This is a genomic window from Enterococcus moraviensis ATCC BAA-383 (genome assembly GCF_000407445.1).
In the GTDB taxonomy this organism is placed as follows: domain Bacteria; phylum Bacillota; class Bacilli; order Lactobacillales; family Enterococcaceae; genus Enterococcus_L; species Enterococcus_L moraviensis.
The window spans coordinates 1,113,218-1,138,562 of sequence record NZ_ASWB01000001.1; the positions used below are offsets into that span (position 1 = coordinate 1,113,218).

Genomic DNA, 25,345 nt, shown 5'->3' on the forward strand with positions numbered 1-25,345 from the left:
ATTCTCATTTTTTTATATTAATACGCTAAAAATTGAGAATTTTATTTTAAAAAAACTTCTTGATTTATTGATTTCAAAGGGATATACTGATTTCAGTTAAGAGATTTCATGTTTTAAGTAAAAATATGAAACGTAATTATTTAATTACACAAAGATATGTTTATTTAAATAAACATATCTTTTTTATTTTATTTAACGGAAATAAAATAACAAATTAGCAGAAATTACTGAAACAAGAAATCTATATATTTATAACTAAATGAAATGTGTATGTGTTTTATTCAAGTTATTAAGAATAGATTCACCCTTTTTTAACTATACCATACAGTAACGTTTTGCATACTTTTAGATAAAAAAAGACCATTAATGAACCAATAATTCTAATCTTAAACAATCAGAATTATCGGTTTATTTTTTGACTTATTCTCGTTCGCTTTAAAATAGAGATCTTTTACTTCTTGATTAACGATTGGTCAATGAAGGATACGTAAATAAGAGCACTTTATCAAAAATCAATTTGACAAAGTGCTCTTATTTTTAATGAGGTTCACGCGGTAATTTAGTTAAATCGTTCTAGGTTTCCTTGAAACTTGACCATTCTATGCTTCATACTCAATAACGTACGGGTAAAGACTTGTATTATAGATGGCTTCTGAAAACTCAACGATTTTACCAGATAGGTCAACCGATTTACGAATTCGTTTTAGTCCATTTTTTTCAGAAGTAGTTAGAATTTGTTGTTGTTCAGCAGTCAGTTCAACAGTTTGAAAGCTATCTTCAAACTTCATAATTTCAATTCCATGCTGATCCATTAAACGATATAATGATTCCTGTTCAAAATCTGCTAACGGAACATCTTCCAACGTCATAGGTAGATAGTAATTAAAATAAATGTATGGTTGGTCATCTAATATATATAAACGTGAAACTTTGACAGCTTTTTCACCAAGACAAGAGTAAACGGCAGAGCCTGAGACTAAGGTAACCGTTTCTAACTTCAAAATTTTCTTCGCTACTTTTTGTCCTGAATTATTTAAATACTCTGTAAATGTGCCTGCTTTTGACAGTTTATTGTACGGACGGTTACTCAAAACAGTAGTTCCTTTACCACTTTTTTTCTCCACTAATTCTTCTGATGACAATAATTCAATTGCTCGGCGAACAGTGATCTTGCTCACATCAAATAATTGCTCGAGTTCTGCTTCTGTAGGCAATAGTGAGCCTACAGGATATGTACCATTCATTATATCTGATTTGATTTGCTCAGCAACATCTAAATATAATACGCTTTTTCTTCTCATATTATTAGCTCTCCTCATATTTCTAAATTTAGTTTATCATTTCACGTTATTCGTTGTTCATTTAAATTACTCTAATTTTAATCGTATTTATGATTTTATTCAACCTTCAAACATATTTCGTACATTATTCAAAAGATTCTAATGATGGAAAACAGCTTTAAATCCGTCCTATAAACAGAGACATTTTATACAACTAGCTTGTTATATCATAATAAAAAAGAGGCTGGGTGTTTTTATCCCAACCTCTTTTCACTTTATCGATCTTATTCAGTTCCATGATCTATCGGTGCGTCATCTGGTATCGGCTCAAGAAATACTTTTCTTGGTTTACTGCCTTCTGAAGGACCAATAACGCCATGTTCTTCTAATTCATCCACTAAACGAGCTGCACGATTGTAACCGATTCTAAAGCGTCTTTGTAGTAATGAAATACTTGCTGTTTGCATTTCTACAACTAAAGCTTTTGCTTCTTCATATAATTCATCTTGTGAGGCTTCGTTACTGTTTCCTGTTGTTTCCTCTTCTGTCGGCATCATATTTTCTTGATAATCTGCTTCTTGTTGTTCTGTTACAAAAGAGACGATACGCTCTACCTCATGATCTGAAATGAACGCTCCCTGTACACGAATCGGCTTATTTTCTCCCATTGGCAAGAATAGCATATCACCACGACCTAAAAGTTTTTCTGCTCCATTACTATCGATGATCGTCCGTGAATCCGTTCCACTTGAGACAGCAAAAGCCATTCTTGAAGGAACGTTAGCTTTAATGATCCCAGTGATAACATCCACACTAGGACGTTGTGTAGCTAAGATCATGTGGATTCCCGCAGCACGTGCCATTTGTGCTAGACGAATAATCGCGTCTTCTACTTCATTACTTGCCACCATCATCAAATCGGCTAACTCATCTACGATCACCACAATAAATGGTAAGATTGGACGGTTTTCTCCATCCTCTAGATTCTTTTGAATCACTAATTCATTGTAGCCAGAAATATTACGAACACCCGTTGCAGCAAATTTTTCATAACGAAATTCCATTTCCTGTACAACCTTTTGCAATGCTTGTGCTGCTTTTCGTGGGTTTGTTACAACAGGCGTCAATAGATGCGGAATCCCGTTATAGACATTTAATTCGACCATTTTTGGATCGATCATCATTAATTTCACTTCATGAGGCTTCGCTCTCATCAAAATACTGGAAATAATTCCGTTGATTGCAACCGACTTCCCACTACCTGTCGATCCAGCAATCAATAAGTGAGGCATCTTAGCCAAATCAGCAGACTGAACCATTCCAGAAATATCTCGTCCTAGCGGTACTTCTAATAATTTATCTGGATGGCTTGGTGCTGCCTCAATAATATCTCTAAAGGAAACAGTGCTAACCGTACTATTTGGCACCTCGATCCCAATCAATGATTTGCCTGGAATTGGGGCTTCCATTCGGACATCTTTAGCAGCTAATGCTAATGCAATGTCATCTGTTAAGCTAACAACTTTGCTCACTTTCACTCCTACTGCTGGTTGAATTTCAAATTTCGTTACGGCTGGTCCTAGACTTGCTTTCACTACTTTTGCATCAACACCGAAACTTTTAAAGGTTTGCTCTAAAACACCAATGTTTTTTTCGATTTTTTGGTATTCTCCACTTTGGTCAGCAGAAGGAATAGAATCTAATAAGGTTGAAGGCGGTAATTCATAGTCACGATCTTCTGCTTCTTCTGAAATTTCAAAGTCTAATTCGCCACCTTCATCCTCTGTTTCTGTTTCAGCTACTACTTTTTGTTGAAGAGTTTGTGCTTCTGTCTGACTTTGGAAGCTATCGATTGGCACAAGTGTTAACTGCTCAGGTTCTTGTTCATTTTTTTCGACTTGAGCACGTGCTTCTTGTGCTAATTTTTCTCCTGGCGTCAATTCTCTTACGTCGTTTCTCAACCGTTCTTGAGCCATTTGTTCTATTTTTGCTTCTTTAGCTGCGCGTTTTTCTGCACGTTTAGCTTCTCTTTGTGTTTGTCGTTCTTCACTTTTAGCTGTTAAGCTACCAAGTTTTTCACGAACCACCTGTAAACCGTTCATCACTTGTTGGAAATCAAGCATACTAATCAAGAAGACACCTATTACCATAAGTAAAACTGCAATCAAATAACTACCCAATTGAGCCACTAAAAAGAACGTGAGGCTGTAAAGTCCTGCTCCAATCATTCCGCCCCCAACATTTTGAGTCACAGTACTTGCCTTTAAATCCATTCTAAGAAACTCCCATGTCGTTCCCATAATATCTGGTGTTTGTGTCCCAACATTACGAAACATGTAGGCATGTAAAAAGAGCAAAATACCTAGGTAGATAAATAAGACGCCGATCATCGGGCGAACTTTTTTTATAGGAAAGTCTTTTCCAAAGATAACTAGAGACAGCCCATAAAGCATTAATAAAACCGCCGCTATAGAAAATGTATTACCGATAACGACACGTAAACCATTGGCAATCAAGGTGCCAAGAAATCCTAATTTTAATAGTCCAAATAATCCAAAGAAGATAAAAAAGATACCGAGAAAAATGAAATTAAGATGTTCTTGCTGTTGTTGTTGTTTCTTTGTCTTTTTCTTTTTTGCACTTTTCCGTTTTTGTGCCATATAACATCCCTCTTTTCAATCAGTATCCATTATACCTAAAAAACGGGCCGAACAAAAGTACCCCCATTGTTTCTCTTAAAATTTTAATCAATTGCCTCCAAACTTATTCGTTAGTCAATTGCTTCACTTGGCGACGTTCTACGAATTCCAATGCCTGTTATTCCTGATACTATTGATAATATCGGACATAATAATATGAAAAAACTAAATGGCGCATAGTCTAACGTAGAAACTTGCAACGTACTTGCCATGAATACACCACTTACCCCCCACGGAATCAATGAATTTAGGACGGTTCCTGAGTCTTCTAACGCTCTAGAAAGAACTTCTGGTGCTAGTCCTGCTTTATCATAGCTTTCTTTGAAAGCACGTCCTGGTAGAATAATGGACAAGTATTGTTCTCCAATCATCAGATTAGCCAAAGCGCCACTAAAGACAGTCGCAGCAACTAAACTACCCGTTGATTTTAATTTATGCGCAAGGGGTGCCATCAAAACAGTGATTACATCCATCTTCATCAACAGGCCACCTAGTGATAGGGTTAAAAGGATCAACGAAACTGACCACATCATACTTTGGATACCGCCTCTAGTCAATAAATCGTCGATTTGTTTCATCCCTGTGTCAGAAACAAAACCATTTTCCAAAATCGTACTTAATTGTTTTAAGTCCACATTTTTCGTCTGAAACATATACATCACACTAGAAACTAGAATAGTTACTAATAAAGACGCAATTGCTGGGACTCGTTTGATTGAACATACAACAAGTAATAAGATAGGCAAAACTGCCCACCAACTAATCGCAAAATTACTTTGTAATACTTCTAAAAATTGCTTTGTTTCCAAGTTAGTCTGTTCAATTTTCGTTTGAAAGCCAATGACTGCATATAAGATAAAGGAAAGTATAAAAGCTGGGACTGTCGTCCACATCATATTTCTAATATGTTTAAATAAATCTGAACCAGCCACAGCTGACGCTAAATTAGTTGTGTCTGACAATGGCGACATTTTATCCCCGAAAACAGCACCAGAAATGATTGCCCCTGCTAAGATGGCAGAGTTAAATCCCATTGAGATACCCATACCCATCAAAGCCAAACCAATTGTGGAAACAGTTGTAAAGGCACTTCCAATCGAAATCCCTACAACTGCGCAACTTACAAAAGCAGATGGTAAAAAAATACTGATACTAATAACAGAAAAACCTGCATACATCATCGTTGGAATCACACCACTTGCGATCCAAACAGCAATCAAAGCACCAATCAAGATAAAAATAACCATTGGTATTATCCCGGTTTTCACCCCTTCGATGATGCCTTCATGAATTTTATCCCAAGAAGCTCCCCGCCATTTACTCCAGCCAATCAATAATCCTAACGCACATAATACGGGAAAAATAGGGCTCATCCCAACACCGATCACACAAACACTAATAATCAATAATAAGGCCAAAAATACAACTAATGCTTCTTTTACACTTAATTCTCTCTTCATTTAATTTCCTCATTCTTTTTATAAATTTTATGCTAGAACACAAAAAATCCCTGACAATCAGAAATAGACTGTCAGGGACGTATAACTACACGCGGTACCACCCAGAATTGGAATTATATGATAATTCCCTCTCAAAAGATGGTAACGGATCTTACCCGAATTTCACATTGCACTCCAGATTTGTAATTCGAGTAATTGTTTTGGTCAACTTCCATCTGCCGTTGACTTTCTGTCATTTCAAAACAATTCTCTACTTAGAATCTTTCATAGCGCTTATTATTATTCGTCAGTTTAACGATAAAAGTCAAAACGACCTTTAGCTAAAACTTCTTTCACACCACCTGTTTCAAATAAAGAGCGATCCATGATTGCTTTTTTAATAAATGAAGCAGGGTAGCCTTTGACTTCCATTTTTCCAACCACACCAAAGGCATGACTGTTTCCTATAGAAGCTACAGAACCTAATGATTTAAAAGTGAACTCTTTTGTTGGTTCCCCTTTTAATTGTGCTTTGATATTTTTACCAGCATGTTCACCCATTTTAAGTGAAATTTGGGCAGTTGTTGGATAAGGTCTGTTTGATTCTTTATCCATTACAGCCGAACAATCGCCAATAATATAAACATTACTGTGCTCTGCATCCGTTAAGTCAGCTTGAACCATTACACGACCGCGTTTCGCTGAAAAGCCTGAGTCACCAACTACATGGCTACCACTAACGCCTGTTGTCCAAATAATTGTTTTCGCGTTTAATTCGTTCATTTCATTGGTTTCTTGATTATCTAAATAGACAACTGTATCTTGTTTGATTTCTTTGATTGGTTTTCCAACTAAGAAATCAACACCCCATTTTTTCAAATGATCAATACCATAGCCACCAAGTTTTTCACTAAACATTGGTAATAAGCGAGTTACTGCTTCAACGCAATATAATTGGATTTTTTCAGTTTCAACACCAGCAATTTCAGCTAGTTTTTTCTTTCCTTCATGCAATGATCCTAATAATTCGATACCTGTAAAACCAGCACCACAGACAACGATTTTCAGACAATTTTCGTCTTTGGTTTCTTTATAAGCTTCCATTTGCTCAGTTAAATGCTGATAGACTTTTTCTGATGTTGGAATGTCTACCATTTTTAATGAGAACTCTTCAACACCAGGAATACCAAATGATTCTGATTCATAGCCTAGTGCTACGATCAAATAATCATACGAAATCGCTTCTTGATCTTTTAAATGAACTAACTGATTTTCACTATCGATTTTCTCTACAGTTCCTTGTACAAACGTTGTGCAAGATGATTTCACTACATCCTTGATCGGATATGTGATTCTTTCTGATGTTTGAATTCCCGCTGCAACTTCATGGATATCCGTTGCTTCAAAATGATAATCATTTTGATCGACTAATGTGATTTTCAAGTCATTAGCACCTTTTTGTAATTCGTGTAATGCTCTTAATCCGGCATAGCCAGCGCCTAAAATAACGACGTGCTTACTCATGTTAAAATCCCCTCTTAACCTTTTTATTTTATTATTTAAGCCACAATCCTATGGCAAAAAATACAACTTGTGCAAATGCTCCGACTGCTAAAATTTTAACAGCGCAGATAAATGTTTTGGTTTTAACCTGTTCGTTTAAAAATAACTTCGTTTGTTTAAAAACAAATGGTAAAACCAAAAGTGTAAGCAGCATTGTAACTGGTACTAACCCCAGTACAACACTTAAAATGATTGATGCAAAAGCAATCACTATCAGTCCAACAAACAGACTAATTGATGCTCTTTTTCCGAGATAATGAACTAAGGTAAAGCGATGATTCATTTCGTCTTCTTCTAAATCACAAATATTATTTGCCAACATTAAATTGGCAATCAAACATGTGTTAGGTAGCGATACTAAGAAAATACTGCCAAGATTTCCCCATGTCCATTGAAAAGAATCAAATGTATTGATATAAACACAAATCAACATGATCATAAACCCCATCGTAAAACCTGAGAACACTTCACCTAACGGTAAGCTTGATAATGGTTTAGGACCCGAAGAATAAAAAATGCCAATCAAATAACAATATAATCCCAGCCACAATAACGGCCAGCCAACAATCATAGATAAGCCAATCCCCATCAAAGCAGAAATCACGATCATCCAAATGATCCAACGACGAATTACTGTAAGAGATAAGCTTTCTCGTCCGATAATATTGGTTTTTTCTTTGTAATCATGCCCCTCTTTTGCATGATGGTAATCATTGTAGTTATCTAAAATATCAACAGCCATGTTGAAAATAAACATTGCAATAAAATAAATAAGGACATAACCTAGATGTAAACTTCCATAATGATACCAACTGAAGCAAATTCCCAAAAGAAAGGGTAAAACACTGGCTGTCTTCGCTTTTAGTTCTACTAATTCAAAAAATACTTCTCTATTCAAAGTATACTCTTCTCTCCTTACAAAATTTAGTTTTATGCTCACAGAATAATTTACTTGTATTTCATCACCAACATCGTATACAATCAATAGTATTGAATTATTGAAAGGAATATTGGTTATGAATGATTTTTGGAAAGAATTTCCTATTATCCAACAACAATTAAATGAAACTTGTGAACTGATCAAGCACCAAGTTAAAATACGTAATAAAGAAATTGAAACTGCGTTGATCGAACTGACTTATTCAGGTGGCAAACTATTGCGTCCTGCCTTCTTTTTTTTATTTGCTCAAATTGGTGATGAACAAAAACAAGAGCATGAACAATTGATCAAGATCGCCGCTTCCATCGAAATCTTGCATATGGCGACACTTGTCCATGATGATATCATTGATGATTCTCCTCTTCGTCGAGGAACAACAACGATTCAAGCTCGCTATGGCAAAGATATTGCTGTTTACACTGGAGACTTATTATTTACAGAGTTCTTCGAATTACTTGCTGATACGATGAATGGATCTGATTTTTTACATAAAAATGCTTCAGCGATGAAACGATTGCTCCTTGGTGAGTTAGATCAAATGCACACCCGTTATAAAAAAGACATGACCATTTTTGATTACTTGCGCAGTGTTAATGGTAAAACTGCTGAATTGTTCTCATTAAGTTGCTTAGAGGGTGCTCATTTTGGCGGCGCCTCTACTGAGGTACAGCGCTTAGCAACTCGGATTGGGCGACATATCGGAATTGCCTTTCAAGTCTATGATGACATCCTTGACTATACAGCAGATGTCAAAACATTGAAGAAACCTGTCTTAGAAGATTTAGCTCAAGGTGTCTACACACTCCCGTTGATTCTTGCGATGCAAAAAGCACCAGCTCGCTTTTCAACCTATTTAGAAAAAGGTGCTGACATCACAGATGCACAAGCTACTGAAACAGCAAAAATGGTTCATGAACTAGATGGTGTCAACGATGCAAAAGCCTTTGCAAAACGCGTGACACAAAAAGCATTGACTGATATTGAAAAATTACCTGATTGTTTAGGTAAAGAACAATTGACCTTATTGACAGAATTGTTGCTACAACGGTCCTATTAATGATCTATTTCGTTTAAAAGATCGAGGCTAGGACAGACATGTTTAACTCCAAGAACCTAATAAGTACTGTGTAACAGCAACTACTGCTCCACTGTTTATTTGGATTTCTTGAGGCTGAGATATGACTCGTAGAGTTATGTCTCAGCCTCATCTTTTTTATTTTAGCTAAGCCTCGATACTTTCGTCAACCACTCAACTTTTATTCATTCCTCGATCAATGGCATAAAGCTGTTGATAATGACGGTTTGTCTGTAACAATTCTTCTGGCGAACCGCTCATCTCCAGTTGACCATCTTCAATAAAAATCACTCGATCCATCATATGAACGCCTTGTAGATGATGGGTAATCCAGATAATCGTTTTGTCTTCAAGTGTTTCAAAAAAAGTATCCAGTAGTTGTTGTTCTGTGATTGGGTCCAAACCTGTTGTTGGTTCATCCAATAAAACGATTGGCGTATCTTGTAGCAAAATACGCGCTAACGCTAAACGATGACGCTCACCACCAGAAAAACGTAAACCAGCTTCATCCACCATCGTTAACAGTCCCTCTGGCAGATTTTCGATCATTTCTTTTAGCCCAACTTTATCCAATACTTGCCAAACCTCTTCTTCAGAGGCATCTTCACGTCCGATTCGAACATTATTTAGAATTGTCGTTCTAAAAAGATACGGCGCTTGATGAATCACACCGATTGAATTCGTGATTTGATCCCCAAACTCAGATGTTGGGATTCCACCCAATGTAATCGATCCTTCAACTGGTCGTAAATCCCCACGAATCAGTGTTGCTAAAGTACTTTTCCCAGATCCACTACGGCCTAAAATTGCTAACTTTTCTTTTGAATGAATCGTCAAATTCAACTTATTTAACACCTTTTTAGTCGTTCCAGCATATGAAAACGTCATATCACTGATTTTAATTTCTGTATCTGTGATTGTTAATGCTGTCGGTGCTGCTTTTGTTTCTTCAGGTTCAGGCAAATCATTCAACCGTTTGATAGAATCTTTATAAATATTTGTTTCTTGTGCTGCATCGGGTAGCGGTGCAAAAGCATCGATCAACGGAAAAACAGTTAAGGTAAATGCTGCGATCCAGTTTGCCGCACCACCATGATTCCCAGGAAAACGAACACTAGTCCAAGCCAAAATCGCAATAGTGATCACGCCAAACGCTACTTGTAGTACAAAATCACGGAAACGATTAAACCGTTTGATTTGTTCATCTAACTGACGTAATTTCGCTTCTTCCACTTCATAGGAATGAACAAACTCTTGTCCCCGTTGACTGAATACCCAGTCAGAAACACCTAAAATATTATCAGTAAGTGTTTTGTATAATTCATTTTTAGAGACTTTTTGCTTCTCTTGTCTGGCACCATTAACTAAAACTGAGATCAAAGGTAATAGAAAAATAACCACGCCTAACATCAACAGCATACATAAGCCAAACCACCATGAGAACAAACCAAGTCCAATAATAATAAAAATATACAACAACCAAGCAATCACGGTTGGGAAAATCGTGCGTAAATATAAATTCTGTAAATGATTGATATCTTCTGATAACAACCCTAAAATATCTCCAGTTTGATAGTTTGATTTAAAGAAAATCGCATCTTTTTCTAACACCATATAAAGCTTCAAACGCAAGTCAGACGTCATTTTCAACACCCAGTTATGACTAACTAAACGTTCAATATAACGAAAAACTGGACGACTGATCCCAAAGGCACGTGTTAAGACAATTGGAATATAGATCATCAAAATATTCTCTGGCAATGATGCCGCTCGACTAATTAAATAACCTGAGTTGAACATCAATGCTCCCGCACTGAAAAACGTTAAAAAACCTAAAAACAAGGCTAGATACAACAGCCCTTTATACTTTTTCAAAAAGGGTTTGACCCATTGATCTTTTTCGTATAATTCTTTATTTGTTGGGGTATTTTCCATTATTCTGTCCCCCTCATTTGATTGACTAATTTCACATAGTAACCATTTTTTTCGGTCAATTCAGCTAAGGTTCCTGCTTCAACCAGTTGCCCTTTATCCATTACTAAAATATAATCCATCTCTGTCATCCAATGTAATCGATGCGTGGCAAAAAAGACAAGATGATCATCCATTAATGGCAACATTCTTTCTTTTAATTCTACTTCTGTTTCGATATCTAAGTGTGCCGTCGGTTCATCAAATAGCAGAACTCGGCGTTCTTGATCTAAAAAGGCTCTAGCAAGCGCCACACGCTGTGCTTGCCCACCGCTTAACATTCTCCCACTTTCACCGATCACCGTGTTTAACCCCTCTGAAAGCTCTGCTACAAGCGTTTCTAATCCTACCAACTGAACAGCAGCTAATACTTGTTCCTCTGTAGCATCAGGAGTATAGAAACGAACATTGTTTGCTAATGTATCTTGGAAAATATAGGGAGATTGCGGAATATACAAAACTTGCTTCTGCCACTCTTTTTGCAGAAAATGCGGAATCAATTGCCCATCCACTTCAATTTTTGTCGCTTTAGCATCTGGCTCTAAAAATCCACTTAGTACGTTGATCAATGTTGATTTACCAGAACCACTGGCACCAATGATCCCGATTTTTTGGTAGCCTTTTGCAGCAAAATCCAAATCAGTTAAAGCAGATTGTGTTGCTTCTTCATATTGGAACGTTAATTTCTCTACTGATAATGTACTAAGCGCTGTCCATTCGCCTAATGACAGACGCTCTGTTTCAGTCATTTCTGGTAAATCCAATACTGCTTGAATCGCCTGAAATGAATTTTTACCATCCAATGTCGCATGATAATCACTCGCAAAATCACGAACAGGTAAAAAGAACTCGGGTGCTAAAATCAATGTTGTCAACGCAGGAAATAATAAAATTCCGCCTTCCAACAAGCTTAATCCCAGAAACACTGCCACAACAGCTACAGACAATGTTGTAAAGAAGTCTAGGGCAAATGTGGATAAAATCGCGATCTTTAATGTACTCATTGTTGCTTCTCTAAAACGTTCACTCGTATTATAAATACTGCCTGCGTATTTTTTACTCAATCCAAATAGTTTCAAAGTATCTAATCCTCGTAATGAATCAATAAAGTGATTCGATAAAATTTGAAAGGCTTTGTATTGTTTGTCCGCTTTACTTTGCGCTGCATAACCTAAAATAATCATAAAAATAATAATCATTGGAAAAACAACCAGTAAAACAATTCCAGAACGAATATCTAAGGTGAATACAAAAATCAAAATGATCCATGGAATAATCATCATATTCATGATTTTCATTAAGATTAAATGAAGATAATTTTCTGCCTGACTGATTCCTTCAAGCGCCATCGTGATCATATTCCCAGTTCCATTCTTTTGAACAACAGTTGGGCCTAATCGGAAAACTTTTTGTAACAACGATTCTCTTAATTCACGAGAACGATCATAACTAAAGGTATCCAACATTTTCTCACGAAGATATGTCACCACATGTCTACCAGTATAAAACAAAAAGAACACCAAAATATTCAACAGCTGGTCACTTAACTGACCACCTTCCCATAACCCAACAACGGCTTTAGATAAATAAAATGCTTGTCCTATAATAAATACTGCTTGCAGGAAAGAAAAACCTGCAAGCAAGATCATGATATTTTTGATTTTTGGCATTTTTAAGATGGCTTTATCAATCATCCTTCATACCCCGCAGCAGCGATTGCTGGATGCTTGATACGTTTTCTAAAGACATAATAAGACCAACTTGTATATGCTAATACAAATGGTAAAATCGTTAATGACAACCAAGTCATTGTTTTCAGTGTATACGGAGAACTAGAAGCATCTTTGATCAAGATATCATAATACCCCTCACTACCGATCATAACACGTGGGAATAATCCGCTAAATAATAACGCAACTAAAAGAATCAATGTCAACCCACTCGCGATAAAAGCCAACATTTCTTTTTTCTTAAAGACACTAACATTGGCAACAACTGTCATTACAACGATTCCAACTACCAATAATAAAGTCACAACGAAGTGATTATCAAAGAAATCTGTTTTGAAATACAACAACGCTGCAAAAACTACTAAGCCAATATATAAAACCCAATAGAAGAATGAAGCGTAGTTACGCGCTCTTTCTCTCACTGGACCTTCTGTTTTCAACGTAATATAATTTAACCCATGCAAGTAGCATAATAATGTCAATGCAACCCCACCAACAACAGAAAATACATTAATATAATCTGTAAATGACGCCATCACATTTCCATTCACATCAATTGGCATCCCTTGAACTAAATCAATGAATAAAACACCAAAGAAAAATGGGACAATAAAACTACCGATCGATAATGTCCAGTTCCACATTCTACGACGTTTGCCATCTGGCATACGGTGACGGAATTCAAATGACACTCCGCGAATGATCAAACCAACTAAAATGATAAATAAAATCAAGTAAAACCCACTAAATAATGAAGCATACCAGTATGGGAAAGATGCAAACATCGCCCCACCTGCTGTTAATAACCATACCTCATTACCATCCCAAACCGGTCCAATCGTTTGGATGATTTGTTCTTTTTCTTCTTCATCATGCGCTAACGTTTGAACCGACATACCCACGCCAAAGTCAAAACCTTCTAAGAAGAAGAAGCCTGAGAATAAAATACCAATTAGTACAAACCAAAGTAATTGCAACGTACTCATTCGCCAAAGACCTCCTTATCAAATGGATCTACATCAGTAGAGTTCGCCTCTGCTAATTTCTTTTCTTCATAATCTGGGCCTTTTTTAAGTTCTACAGTAATCAAGTAAACCATTACTGAGCCTAGACCAGCAAAAAGAATGAAGTAAATAATATTCGATGTTAATAGTGAAGCGACTGATACGTTCGGTGACACACTATCTTCAATCGTGAATAGACCATAAACAGTCCAAGGATAACGACCAAGTTCAGTGATCAACCAACCTGTTGTATTTGCTAAGAATGGTGCAAATGTACACAATGCAACGATCCAAACCATCCAGCGTTTTTCATAAAGTGAAGGTTTTTTCTTACGCGTAAAGAATAATCCTAATGCTGAAACAAGAAGCATCAACGCACCAAAACCAGCCATCACTCTAAAACTCCAGAATAATGTGTTAACAGGTGGATAATAATTTTTATCATCCCCATATTGTTCTTTCAAGCGTTCATTCACGGTTTCCATTCCATCAACGGAACCAGATAAACTATTATAAGAAAGAATACTCAACATATAAGGAATTTGAATCCCAAATACTTGTTTATGTTGGGCTTCATCCGCCCATGCAATCAATGTCCACGCAGCAGGATCACCAGAATCTTCGTAATCCCCTTCCATTGCAGCAAATTTCATTGGTTGATCATTGATCAAAGCTTTCATTTGTAAGTCACCTGTAAATAAAACAGATAGTGAACCAAATAAAGCAATCCATAACCCAATGCGCATAGATACTTTATGGAAATTCATATCACGTTTTTTCAAAATTTGGAACGCAGCAAGACCTGCAACGATCATTCCACCCATCACAATAGCCCCAGACAGAACATGGGTAAATTCATACCAAACTTTTGGATTACCAATAACTGCACCAAAGTCGATCAATTCTGCACGACCATTGTTTAATGTATAGCCCACTGGATGTTGCATAAAGCTGTTTGCAGCTAAAATCCAAAAAGCCGACATCATTGAACCAAATACAACCAACCAAATAAATGTTAAATGCAGTTTAGGATTTACTTTATCCCAAGTAAAGATCCATAAACCTAAGAATGTTGATTCTAAAAAGAATGCAAGTAACGCTTCAATTGCCAGTGGAGCACCAAAAATATCTCCAACAAAGCGTGAATAATCTGACCAGTTCATTCCGAACTGAAATTCTTGAATAATTCCTGTTACAACTCCGACTGCAAAACTTAATAGAAAAATGTTGCCCCAAAACTTCGCCATTTTGCGATAACGTTCATCTTTTTTTACAACATACATTGTTTCCATGACTGCGACTACAAGTGCTAATCCTATTGAAAACGGTACGAAGAAGTAATGAAAGACTGTCGTCATTGCAAATTGGAATCTTGCTAATGTTACAATATCAAACATCAATAATCCCCCTTGTTTTTACTGTTTCCACAAAAAGAATAAGCTGATTTCATTCAAAATAATTATTCATTTGCACAGTTGGTTGGTGCTGCCAAAATGAATCAAAACCCAGAATAAAATAAACCTAATTACATTATATATGTGAAAACTCTTTTTATTAAATTTAGAATGATTCCAATTTAGAGTATACTCCTTTTATAGCAAAATACAAATGTTTCCGCCCATTTTCATTAAATTATTCCTTTGTTCTTGGGAAAAAGCAAGAAAAAGCAGGTTGGATGACTAAATATGAAAAAACACTTCGAACGAAGTGCTTTTTTCCGGGTCTATATTCTATTCTAGATTATGTCTGAAACTAGTCAATTTTCTACATTTTTAGTGTATCAAATCATAATTTGAAATTTAAGACTTTTTGTCATAAAATAATAAATTATTCTATCAGTCCATTTGCCTTTGAATACTCCATATATTTATATACTTTCTCAATCTTATTCTGCTTTACTTGTTCTATTTTATCTTGAGCAAAGCCTGCAATAATTCCTCTATTCTGCATTTCCTCGATCATCGCAGTTAATTGATAGAATTCTGTTAACAGTTGTTCTTCATTGGTTTCATCTGCTCTGGATGGATGATGATCGTCAAAGCCGAATCTTAGTGCCTTTGACAAGGCTTGCTGGATTTCTGCACATTCTTCCATTGCAACGAGTGCTAAATATTCATTTTTTCTCATCTTTCTACTCACCTCATATTTTATTTTTGGAAATAATTGACATAAACTGGCACTGCCGCCTCTTTTAAGACACCTTTAATAACTTCAGGTCTATTCGGGCTTTTTGAAAAAATCTCTTCACTGCTAATCATAATATTAAACCCAGCGATCTCAGCTAATTCATCATGGCCTAAACTATAAACCATTCTACCTAGATTGCTCCACACCATAGCTCCTGCACACATACAACAGGGTTCACAACTTGTATACAATGTATATTCGGATAAATCTGTTATGTTTTGGCTGGTACAAAAGTCACGAATAATGCCTAATTCGGCATGATAGGTGGGATCACTTTCTGTATGGATCTGATTTTCTCCGGTTAAAACCACTTTATCTTTTTTGACAAGTACCGATCCAAATGGTTCATTTCCGTGTTTAGCAGCATCTTTCGCAAGTTCTAGAGCTTGTTTCATAAACTGATCATCTAATTGTTCTTGATTAATGGCCATTCTTCCACTCTTCTCTAATTAGCATTTTGTTTACATTATAGCATGAAATCAAACGGTTTCACGCTATCTTAGACAAAAAACACTAGTCACAAAGCTCCTTGATGATTAGTGTTTCTAAAAAAATCAATCTTGTTTCATTGCCGCTTTCAACGCCTGTGCCAAAGCACTTTCTTCTGGTTCTTCTTTTTGCGAATATTTTTTCACTAATTTACGTTCTTCATGTTTACTTAACTTTTTACTACGTTCTTTTTTATCCTGCATTTTTTCAGTGATGGAGCAATATTTACATTTGAAGTATGCACCATTCTTCCCGTCGATAATCTCCATTTTTCGATGGCACTGAGAGCAACGATGATTTGAAACTTTAGGGTCTTTTCTGCGACGGTAGCTACAGTCTTGGTTTGAACATATATAGATTTTGCCATCTTTAGTATTTTTCTCACGTAAGTTTGAGCCGCATTCTGGGCATTTTTTTTGTGTGATTGAAAAATCTTGGTATTTGCTTTCGCTTTGTCTGATCTCGTTGACAAGTTTTTTAGTGTCTTGTTCGATTTCTTTTAGGAAAACGGTACTGCTTTGTTTGCCTTTAGCGATTGCTTCAAGTGTTTTTTCCCACTTTTCAGTTAGTTCAGGCGTCACTAAAGATGGATTGACTAGTTCAAGTAGTTGCTTACCTTTTGGTGAGACGTTCAATCCATTGGTATTACGCTCCATTAATTCTGATTTGATGAGTTTTTCAATGATTTCTGCACGCGTAGCAGGCGTTCCCAAGCTGTGTTTTTCCATCAAACCTAAAAGAGTTCCTTCGGTCAGTGGTTTAGGTGGTGCTGTTAATTCTTTGTTAATGGTGAAATTTGGCGGAATTACCATTCCTAACGTCCAGTCAACAGACGGAACCACGTCTTCTTTTTCTTGTTTCCAACCAGCTACTTCGACTTTACTTTGACGGAAGATAAATTGTTCTTTACCAAAGCTTACAGTAACTTTTGTTTGTTTTGTGCGATGTGGTTCAGCAAACAAGCCGAGGAAACGAGTCACGATCATGTTATAGATTTTTTGTTCGTCTCCACTTAATTTTTCATAACGAGGGCGTTGTTCAGTTGGAATCAATGCATGGTGATCTGTCACTTTCTCATTTTGGAAAACTTTGGTTAGTTTGACTTGCCCGCCATCTTTGATGTACGTTTTAACTTCTGGTGCAAAATCACTCACTGCCTGTAAACGTTCTTTCATCGTTGCTCTCATATCTGTCGTCAAGTACTTGCTATCCGTTCTTGGATAAGTCACGATTTTGTGGAATTCGTAAAGACTTTGAACCAGTGAAAGAGTTTTTTTCGCTGAAAATTGATAGCGTTGATTGGCTTCTCTTTGAATTTCCGTTAAATCGTATGGTAATGGCGCTTGTTCTGTTTTCGTTTTTTCTTGGATATCGGTTACTTTACCTTTGCCTTCGCTTAATTTTTTCACAAACGCTTCTACATCGTTGCGTTCTTTAAAAGCGTATGGGTTACTTTGAACTAATTTAGCTTTTTCTTTTTGAACTTGTAACTCTACAGAAAAATAGATTTGAGGTCTGAATCCTTCGATTTTCTTTTCTTGTTGACGAACTAAGGATAAAGTTGGTGTTTGCACCCGTCCAGCTGACAGACTATCTTGATATTTTACCGTTAACGCTCTGGTAACATTCAACCCAACTAACCAATCGGCTTTAGCACGAGCTAAGGCTGAATAATATAAATTGTCATATTCTTTAGCAGGTCTTAATTTTTTAAAACCGTCTTTGATCGCTTTATCTGTTTGCGAAGAAATCCATAAACGCTTAACTGGTTTATTAAAGTTAACGTACTCTAAAATCCAGCGCGCTACCAACTCTCCCTCACGTCCTGCATCCGTTGCAATCACTGCTTCTGTCACATCTTTGCGGTTGGCTAATTGTTTGATTGCCTTTAATTGATGGCCTGTTTTTGGTAAAGGCTTGATTCCTAAGTTTTTCGGCACCATGGGTAGTGTTTCCATTTGCCATGATTGCCATTCTTTGTTGATGTCTTCCGGCATTTTTAAGCCTAATAGATGACCTAATGCCCAAGTCACAATGACTGTTGGACCTTCGTAGTAGCTCTTATTTTTTTGATTTGCTCCTAGTACTTTACTTAAATCTTTGGCAACACTAGGTTTTTCAGCAATAATTAGTTGTTTATTTGCCATTTGTTTCACTCACTTTCTGTATTTCCTTATATAAATTGAGTTAATGGTTAAAATCTCAGTAAGTTGATTTTACCACATTTGGTCTATACTGCGCGCCTCTTATTGAAGCATTTTAATTGAATTCCTAATCCCAGAACCATATACTTACAATTAGTAAGCTAAAAACTTTTATTAAGGAGAAATTATGATCACAATTGAATTTTTTCACGACGTCATCTGTAGTTTTTGTTTTCCGATGTCTTATCGGATGAGACAAGTTCAAAAAGCATTACCAGAAATAAAGATTATACACCGCTCTTTTGCCTTAGCTAGAGAAGATGCTGACCACGTGCAGATGTTTGGCTCTAGAGAAAATGCAAAAAACGAAATTCTATCTCACTGGGTTCATGCAAATCAAAATGATGATCTGCATCGATTTAATATCGAGGGAATGAAACAAGCTGATTTTCTTTTCCCAACTTCTATGAACGGTTTAGTTGCTGCAAAAGCGGCAGGTGTGGTCGACGGAGAAGACGGTTACTGGGCTCTTTTTGATGCTCTACAAACAGCGTTGTTCGTGAATAGCCAAAACATCGATGACCGCGATGTGATTGAAGCAATCGTTCAAGATAGTTCGATTGATTTTGAAAAATGGCAACATGCCTTTAAGGACCCTGCAACCTTAGCTTTGGTCGAAGATGATTTTCGTATAGCCAACGCTTATCAACTTACCGGAGTCCCAGCATTGATTGTTAACGGAAAATACTTAATCAATGGTGCTCAGCCAATGGATCAAATCATTCAAGCACTTAACACAATCAAGGAAAAAGAAGCACCTATCGTTGAGGTTATCGAAAACAGTGAGTCCGAATACGGCTCTTGTAATATGGAAGATGGCAAATGGGTGTGTAAAGACTAATTTATCTGCCCAACTGAACAGGAGAAGATCCATTTAATCTCAATTCTTTCTTTAAAAAAATGAAAAAAGAAGCGTATCGAACACCTAGTGTCTTTCGATACGCTTCTTAATATTTCCATACTGTATTCAAGAAAACACTTCTGATAAACCATAAAAAGAAAAATTCACTGGAATAACTTCATTTCTTATTATTTAAAAGCCTTTATCATTAAGGTGTCTCACCTAACTCGAGTAGAATTTCACCATGATACTTGCCTAATGCATTCACTGCACCAGGTGCAATTTCCACCTTAAATCCGTTTCCTTCAGGATTCCAATCCTTACTAACATTGTATTCACCAGGTTTTAAATTTTGAGCGATTTTTAATGCCTGATCATTTAAAATCGTTTCTGTTTCACCTGATTTATAACGAACTGCGTTTCTGAGTGTAGTTCGCCCATCCTCATTTAACAACTCTTCTGTCAGCTTCACTTTTAGTGACCAACCTGGAGAACTAGCTCTTGTATCAGAAACAACGAGTGGCATTCCTATAACGGTAGGATCATCTATCCGTATTTTCTTATAAGAAGCAACGTTCAATTTAAAATCAAATGCTTCTGGGAAAGAAACATATGTTAATCGTCCTTTAAATTTGTACTCTATCGTCGTGGAATCATCTGTAAACTCAACAACTCTTGTAGGATCTGGTAAAATTTGTTCATATTTTTTCTTTAATTCTTCAATTACATCCAGTACTGAGTTTTCTTTCTTCAAATCAATACTTGTTCCAATTTCTTGTGTAAATGTAATATCTTTGGCTATTGATTGAGGTGGTTCAGCATCATCAATGAATTTTACAATCACATCGGATTTTCTGATTCCTTCTAATGTTAGGGTCGCACTGTTTGACTCTTGTGCAAATCTGTCTCGTGCTTTGATCTCTATCACATGTTTTACACCTCTTGGCAGTTCTTCTTTGGGAATAATAAAACTAAACTTACCACTTGTTTCATTTGGCTCTTCTGCCATTGTCACTTCTTTGTAAGCACCAGTCCCAATCTTGTAGTAAAACGTGAATGGGAAGTAAGCATCGGTCAAGCTGACCGTACCTGCCACCGTGTAATCTACACCCATTGAAAAATCTGTCTCTTTATCCAATGATTCGATCACAGGTTTTCCAGGCATATTAAACGAAACTGTCTGCTCGTCTGATAGAATACCAAATCGATCGGATACAACAAAATGAACAACGTGATTCTCCCCAAATGATAATTTTGAAGCAGGAAGTTTAATTGTTTGTGGCCCTTCGGTAACATCCGTCAATACAGCGGTCATCGCTCCTACTGGCTGGTCTGTCATTCGTTGCCACTCTTTTTCATCATCCACTTTATACTGAACCGTCAACGGATAAAATAGTCCTGTATGCGTAAAACTAGCAAATTCAATTGGGTATTCTTTTGCCGTTTGATTTAACAGATTATCCTTTGATTTATCCGATAATACAAATTTGGGCTTTGTTTGTTTATTAGACAGCATCACATCTTCTACATTTGATAGAACGCCATATTTATTTTCTGCTCGAATGGAAAATACATAGGTTCCATTTGCATCCGGCATATCTTTTTCCGGTATTGTAAATTCAAAGGTTTCATTTGGAGAATTGACTACTGTCATTTCTTTATACTTTGAATCAGGATCTGTTGTTTTTTTATACGAAATTGTAGCAGGTTTGTATTTTTCATCCTTGCCTGTATAACGACCTTTAACTTTGTATCCTCCTGGTAGAATAGCTCCCATTGTTTCCTCTAGTTCGATTTTCGGATCATCATCTACATAAACCAGTTTTAAGACTTCATGGTTTGATTCTGTCGGCTCAAGACCAGTCCCTTCTTCTGGAAGATCTTTTGCGTAGACTTCTATTTCGTGATCTTGTGGTTTTAGGTCACCAGGCTCAGTTAAATCGATAGAAAATTCAATCCCTTGTCCTAACATGTCTGGTGTTGTCCTTTGACGATACGGTCCTTTCACAGCACCACCATCTACAGAATAGAATAAATCAATTTCGGTGCTATCATTGTCAAACCATTGTCCTTTAAGTGAATAGGTATTTTCTCCCTTTAATCTAAAGCCTTCCGTATCATCTAACATGATCGACGGTACATCATCGATTTTTTGTAACCCAATGTTAAATGCATAGCTGATTGTATCTCCTATTTCAAAGCTCTCTTTAACAGAAGATTTCATTGAAAAGGCCGGGTCTTTTTTAGCTAGATTAGCCCAAAAAGGAGGTTCTGGAACATTCGTTCCGGCTTTTCCATTGTCCTTCTCATTTCCTGCTCCTGTAATTCCATTAAAAATATAGTGCCCATTTAAAAAGTTTTTTGATTCAGCTTCAGCTATTTGTTCCTTAGAAGCACTAGGGTTATCACTACTCCACGATCCTACAAGAGTCGATGCGCCAATCCAGTTGGTTACAGGATTTGGTACATTGAAAAAGTAGTTCAATCGATAGGTAAGTCTTAAATGATTCTCATATTCCATATACAGCCCACGATTATTTCCAAGATAAAAAATCGGATTTGTTTCACCAGCCTCTGACCTATAACCAAGTCCAATAGGATAATGACTATTTAGGGTAATATTTTTTAACACAGGCTTATTAGCATCGGCTGGCGTAATATTCTTCAAGTAGGTCTCTACCCTGATTGTTCCATTATAGGGTTTTAACACATTCGTTGCCTGAAACAGATACCCTTTAAAAAATCCTTTTGACATTTGCCAGTTATATTTCAACATGGTGGTCGTTGTTTGATCTGCCTCTGTTTTCCGGTATAAATTGATGTTACTAAGTGTTAAATCCGGATCATTTTTATAGATTGTCTTAGCTTCCCCTGTATCCGTTATCCATGATAAAAGGATAGGTGACGAAGTGTTTGGTCCTTGATAGTCGTCTCCACGCTCTAAAGCATTTACATCCCCTACTTCTATCAGTTGCGGGGGATTACCTGGTGGAGCTACATCAAATTTCGAATAATCATGTAAATAGACATTTGGAACCACAGCAGACATGCCATAATTACCTTGTAAACTCCCAGTTACAAATGGTTGGTCTACTTGACTTTCCTCTGACGAACCGAACTTATACCTTAGTTCTAGCTTTTGTTCCGCGTCCATGAATATACCTAATGGATCATTTTTTGTATATCGCTGCCATCCAGGCTCTTCGTTCGGATTCGGAGGTTCTGGACTTAATTCTTTTGTTGTTTTGGTTTGTGCGACCATTTCGGTCTTTTTTTCTTCTGTATTCGCTTTTATTATTGATTCAAATTTAACATAAACTAAAATAGCGATTACTAGAAAAACAACAATTGATAACATTCTTTTTTTCTTCATTTTTACACTCCTTCTTGCTAATTAATCCTGACATACATAAACTTTGCCCACTACTAATTATAACAAAGAAAGAAATATTTTCAATTCCAAAAAAATATAATTTTAATCAAAACGATATATTTTTTCTTTATATTTATTTTTGTTTTTTTAAAATTACTATCAATTATTAAGAGTAGATTCTAATTTGATTTACAAGTATGGCAGATCATCTTCAAATATAAAGATGATCCTATCCAAAAAAAGTGGTTAAGGTAACTCAAAGAGTTGCCTTAACCACTTAGAAGCTTTACTTCCTAATCATACTAAACTAAACTTGACTTACAACATTTTGGTTTTGCACAATCATTATGGCGCTCATGAAAATCATCACCACTTTCAAATGTTACAGCTTGAAAATCTTTCAATAAAGCGAGCCCTTTATATTGTTGAAGATCCTCATCGCATTCTTCACACCAACGTTCATCACCTGTATTCCAAAAAGCAGCTAAATAATTAACTTTTGTATTTATGTATTCATATGTTGAAGAGAGTTCTTGCCATTTTTTTATGTAGTAACGTTCCGCATCTTCTAAACAATCAAATGTCTTATTTTCTTCTATATCTTCTTGCCACTCTTCAAAAAACCACCAAGGCTCATTATCGCCATACATGATAACAACTTGATACATCGATCAATCACTCCAATTCTTTCTACAAGAGCTATTCTAGTCACTTCGAATAAAACTTTCAACTTAATTGCTTGTGAAATAGTTTTTTCAGACACGCTCAATCGTTTTTATTTTACCATAGGTTTAACTAGCTAGGTGTAAAATGTTGTTTTTTTCTTATTTCATTGCGAATAGAAAAAGCATTTGCTAAAATATGGAAAGAGCAGAAAGGAACGTTTTAAATAATGAAAAAACCTGTATTTTGGAATTCAATTGCCATTTATTTACTTCTATATAACAATATTTTACTCATTATTTCACTGATTATTGCGTTGAAAACGATAGTTGATGGCCACGGATCTTTTGGAGCAGAGGTCTGGTATCAAATAGCGGTGTTCCTTGTCTACATCATTGAGATTGCGGGATTAATGTCAGGTGGGAAAAAAGGCTATCTATTATCGATCCTCTTTATTCCATTTGTCGTTCTATTATATTTTTATCCGCCAATGATGGTTACTATGTTTCCTAAAATGATTATGTTAGCATTTCGTGTAGTCGAATTAGGTTCTATGCTTTACCTTATTCTTTCACCAGAATCACGAGCGTATTTCCGTAACTGTCTAAAAAAAAGTGAGTAGGGATTTTTTCCCCTACTCACTTTTTGTTTAGATATATTGTAAGACCTTTTCTTCTTGGTACGCTTGATCGATCAAGCCTCCACCAAGACACTCCATGCCGTTATAAAAGACAACTGCTTGTCCCGGAGTAACTGCACGAACTGGTTCAGAAAAAATCACTTTGGCTGTTGTGCCATCGCCTGTTAAGACAACTTTTACTGGGATATCCTCTTGGCGATAACGGAATTTTGCCGTGCATTCAAATTCTTTTGGCATTTCCGTATCCACAGTAAAGTGTATTTCACTTGCATCTAAATGCGTAGCGTATAATTGTTCATGATGGAAACCTTGTCCAACATATAAGGTATTTGTCGCCAAATCTTTCCCGATTACAAACCAAGGTTCTTGCGAGCCTTTGCCGCCGCCAATACCTAAGCCTTGACGTTGACCGATCGTATAATACATCAATCCATCGTGTTGTCCTTTGATTTCACCATCTAGCGTTACCATATTCCCTTTTTTAGCTGGTAAATAGTTGCTTAGAAATTGTTTGAAGTTCTTTTCTCCAATAAAACAGATCCCTGTGGAATCTTTTTTCTTAGCTGTTGCTAAATTAGCTCTTTCAGCAATTTCACGAACCTTAGGTTTTTCCATACCTCCTAAAGGAAACATTGTCTTAGCTAATTGTGCTTGAGACAATTGACTCAAGAAATACGTTTGGTCTTTATTATTATCCACACCACGCAACATGCGCACAGTGCCATCTTCTTTTCGCTCGACTTGTGCATAGTGTCCGGTTGCGACATAATCTGCCCCAAGTTGCATTGCGTAATCTAGAAACGCTTTGAATTTGATTTCTTTGTTGCACATCACATCAGGATTCGGCGTGCGACCTGCGCGATATTCTGCAAGAAAATATTCAAACACTCGATCCCAATATTCTTTTTCAAAATTTACAGAATAATAAGGAATACCGATTTGATCCGCAACTTTTGCTACATCTTTATAATCCTCAGTAGCAGTACAGACACCATTTTCATCCGTATCATCCCAATTTTTCATAAAGATGCCCACGACATCATAGCCTTGCTCTTTTAAAAGCAATGCGGTAACAGAAGAATCTACACCTCCGCTCATGCCTACAACGACACGAGTTTTGCTGTTATCTGTCATTTGATCACCATCATTTCAATTTAGATTCTGAACTCATCTACGATTTGAAGGTCGTAACTTTTCAGTGATACTTATTATACTAGTATTTTTGAAGAAGTAAAGCTCTTAGAAAT

18 protein-coding genes and 1 other annotated feature are annotated in these 25,345 nt (G+C 36.3%); of the genes, 3 read left to right on the top strand and 15 right to left on the bottom strand.

The genetic code is table 11. The features are described 5' to 3' along the window. Positions 1-599 precede the first annotated feature (599 nt). The 5 genes from I586_RS05285 to I586_RS05305 all read right to left on the bottom strand — a co-directional run bounded on the left by I586_RS05285 (position 600) and on the right by I586_RS05305 (position 7,879). Positions 600-1,301 (bottom strand): GntR family transcriptional regulator, encoded by a 702-nt coding sequence (locus I586_RS05285; RefSeq protein ID WP_010764195.1) that lies wholly within the window; start codon positions 1,299-1,301, stop codon positions 600-602. A gap of 263 nt (positions 1,302-1,564) precedes the next feature. Beyond that, positions 1,565-3,940, bottom strand: a complete 2,376-nt coding sequence (locus tag I586_RS05290) for a DNA translocase FtsK (protein WP_010764194.1) — start codon at positions 3,938-3,940, stop codon at positions 1,565-1,567. A gap of 110 nt (positions 3,941-4,050) precedes the next feature. Beyond that, on the bottom strand, positions 4,051-5,439 hold the full coding sequence (gene nhaC, locus I586_RS05295; RefSeq protein ID WP_010764193.1) for a Na+/H+ antiporter NhaC: 1,389 nt from the start codon (positions 5,437-5,439) through the stop codon (positions 4,051-4,053). 70 nt (positions 5,440-5,509) lie between these two features. After that, positions 5,510-5,716: a binding site (T-box leader), on the bottom strand. A 14-nt stretch (positions 5,717-5,730) separates the two neighbouring features. Beyond that, positions 5,731-6,942 carry an NAD(P)/FAD-dependent oxidoreductase gene (locus I586_RS05300; protein ID WP_010764192.1) on the bottom strand — a complete coding sequence of 404 codons (1,212 nt, stop codon included), beginning with the start codon at positions 6,940-6,942 and terminating at the stop codon, positions 5,731-5,733. 31 nt (positions 6,943-6,973) lie between these two features. Further along, positions 6,974-7,879, bottom strand: a complete 906-nt coding sequence (locus I586_RS05305) for a prenyltransferase (RefSeq protein ID WP_010764191.1) — start codon at positions 7,877-7,879, stop codon at positions 6,974-6,976. Between the two features lie 118 nt (positions 7,880-7,997). Here I586_RS05305 and I586_RS05310 point away from each other — a divergent pair, with 118 nt between their 5' ends. Further along, positions 7,998-8,978 carry a polyprenyl synthetase family protein gene (locus I586_RS05310; RefSeq protein ID WP_010764190.1) on the top strand — a complete coding sequence of 327 codons (981 nt, stop codon included), beginning with the start codon at positions 7,998-8,000 and terminating at the stop codon, positions 8,976-8,978. A 192-nt stretch (positions 8,979-9,170) separates the two neighbouring features. On the opposite strand, the gene cydC is transcribed toward I586_RS05310, so the two are convergent. From cydC to I586_RS05345, 7 genes are all read right to left on the bottom strand, one after another. Further along, the gene (gene cydC / locus I586_RS05315; protein WP_139242667.1) at positions 9,171-10,934 is read right to left on the bottom strand and encodes a thiol reductant ABC exporter subunit CydC; all 1,764 of its coding nucleotides are present in this window, start codon (positions 10,932-10,934) and stop codon (positions 9,171-9,173) included. Next, entirely contained in the window at positions 10,931-12,661 is a 1,731-nt protein-coding gene (gene cydD / locus I586_RS05320) for a thiol reductant ABC exporter subunit CydD (RefSeq protein ID WP_010764188.1), read from the bottom strand. The genes cydC and cydD overlap by 4 nt, the downstream gene beginning before the upstream one ends. Then, positions 12,658-13,683: a cytochrome d ubiquinol oxidase subunit II gene (gene cydB / locus I586_RS05325; protein ID WP_010764187.1), complete on the bottom strand. Its 1,026-nt coding sequence runs from the start codon at positions 13,681-13,683 to the stop codon at positions 12,658-12,660. Before cydB ends, cydD begins: the two co-directional genes overlap by 4 nt. Beyond that, entirely contained in the window at positions 13,680-15,098 is a 1,419-nt protein-coding gene (locus I586_RS05330; protein WP_010764186.1) for a cytochrome ubiquinol oxidase subunit I, read from the bottom strand. Before I586_RS05330 ends, cydB begins: the two co-directional genes overlap by 4 nt. A gap of 430 nt (positions 15,099-15,528) precedes the next feature. Further along, positions 15,529-15,828, bottom strand: coding sequence for a nucleoside triphosphate pyrophosphohydrolase family protein (locus I586_RS05335; RefSeq protein ID WP_010764185.1), 300 nt, complete (start codon positions 15,826-15,828; stop codon positions 15,529-15,531). A gap of 20 nt (positions 15,829-15,848) precedes the next feature. Beyond that, positions 15,849-16,319 (bottom strand): nucleoside deaminase, encoded by a 471-nt coding sequence (locus I586_RS05340; protein ID WP_010764184.1) that lies wholly within the window; start codon positions 16,317-16,319, stop codon positions 15,849-15,851. A 123-nt stretch (positions 16,320-16,442) separates the two neighbouring features. Further along, complete coding sequence (locus tag I586_RS05345; protein ID WP_010764183.1) at positions 16,443-18,524, bottom strand: DNA topoisomerase III; 2,082 nt, start codon at positions 18,522-18,524, stop codon at positions 16,443-16,445. Between the two features lie 184 nt (positions 18,525-18,708). Between I586_RS05345 and I586_RS05350 the strand changes: the two genes are divergently transcribed. Beyond that, positions 18,709-19,422 carry a DsbA family oxidoreductase gene (locus tag I586_RS05350; protein WP_010764182.1) on the top strand — a complete coding sequence of 238 codons (714 nt, stop codon included), beginning with the start codon at positions 18,709-18,711 and terminating at the stop codon, positions 19,420-19,422. A 208-nt stretch (positions 19,423-19,630) separates the two neighbouring features. Here I586_RS05350 and I586_RS05355 read toward each other — a convergent pair whose 3' ends face one another. Together I586_RS05355 and I586_RS05360 are read right to left on the bottom strand one after the other, a co-directional pair. Continuing rightward, positions 19,631-22,795, bottom strand: a complete 3,165-nt coding sequence (locus tag I586_RS05355; RefSeq protein WP_010764181.1) for a hypothetical protein — start codon at positions 22,793-22,795, stop codon at positions 19,631-19,633. A 302-nt stretch (positions 22,796-23,097) separates the two neighbouring features. Beyond that, positions 23,098-23,463, bottom strand: coding sequence for a DUF1033 family protein (locus tag I586_RS05360; RefSeq protein ID WP_010764180.1), 366 nt, complete (start codon positions 23,461-23,463; stop codon positions 23,098-23,100). Positions 23,464-23,687: 224 nt separating this feature from the next. On the opposite strand from I586_RS05360, the gene I586_RS05365 reads away from it, so the two are divergent. Then, a complete protein-coding gene (locus tag I586_RS05365) occupies positions 23,688-24,080 on the top strand; it encodes a hypothetical protein (protein WP_010764179.1) in 393 nt (130 codons plus the stop codon). A gap of 27 nt (positions 24,081-24,107) precedes the next feature. On the opposite strand, the gene mnmA is transcribed toward I586_RS05365, so the two are convergent. Continuing rightward, positions 24,108-25,232 carry a tRNA 2-thiouridine(34) synthase MnmA gene (gene mnmA, locus I586_RS05370; RefSeq protein WP_010764178.1) on the bottom strand — a complete coding sequence of 375 codons (1,125 nt, stop codon included), beginning with the start codon at positions 25,230-25,232 and terminating at the stop codon, positions 24,108-24,110. Positions 25,233-25,345 lie beyond the last annotated feature (113 nt).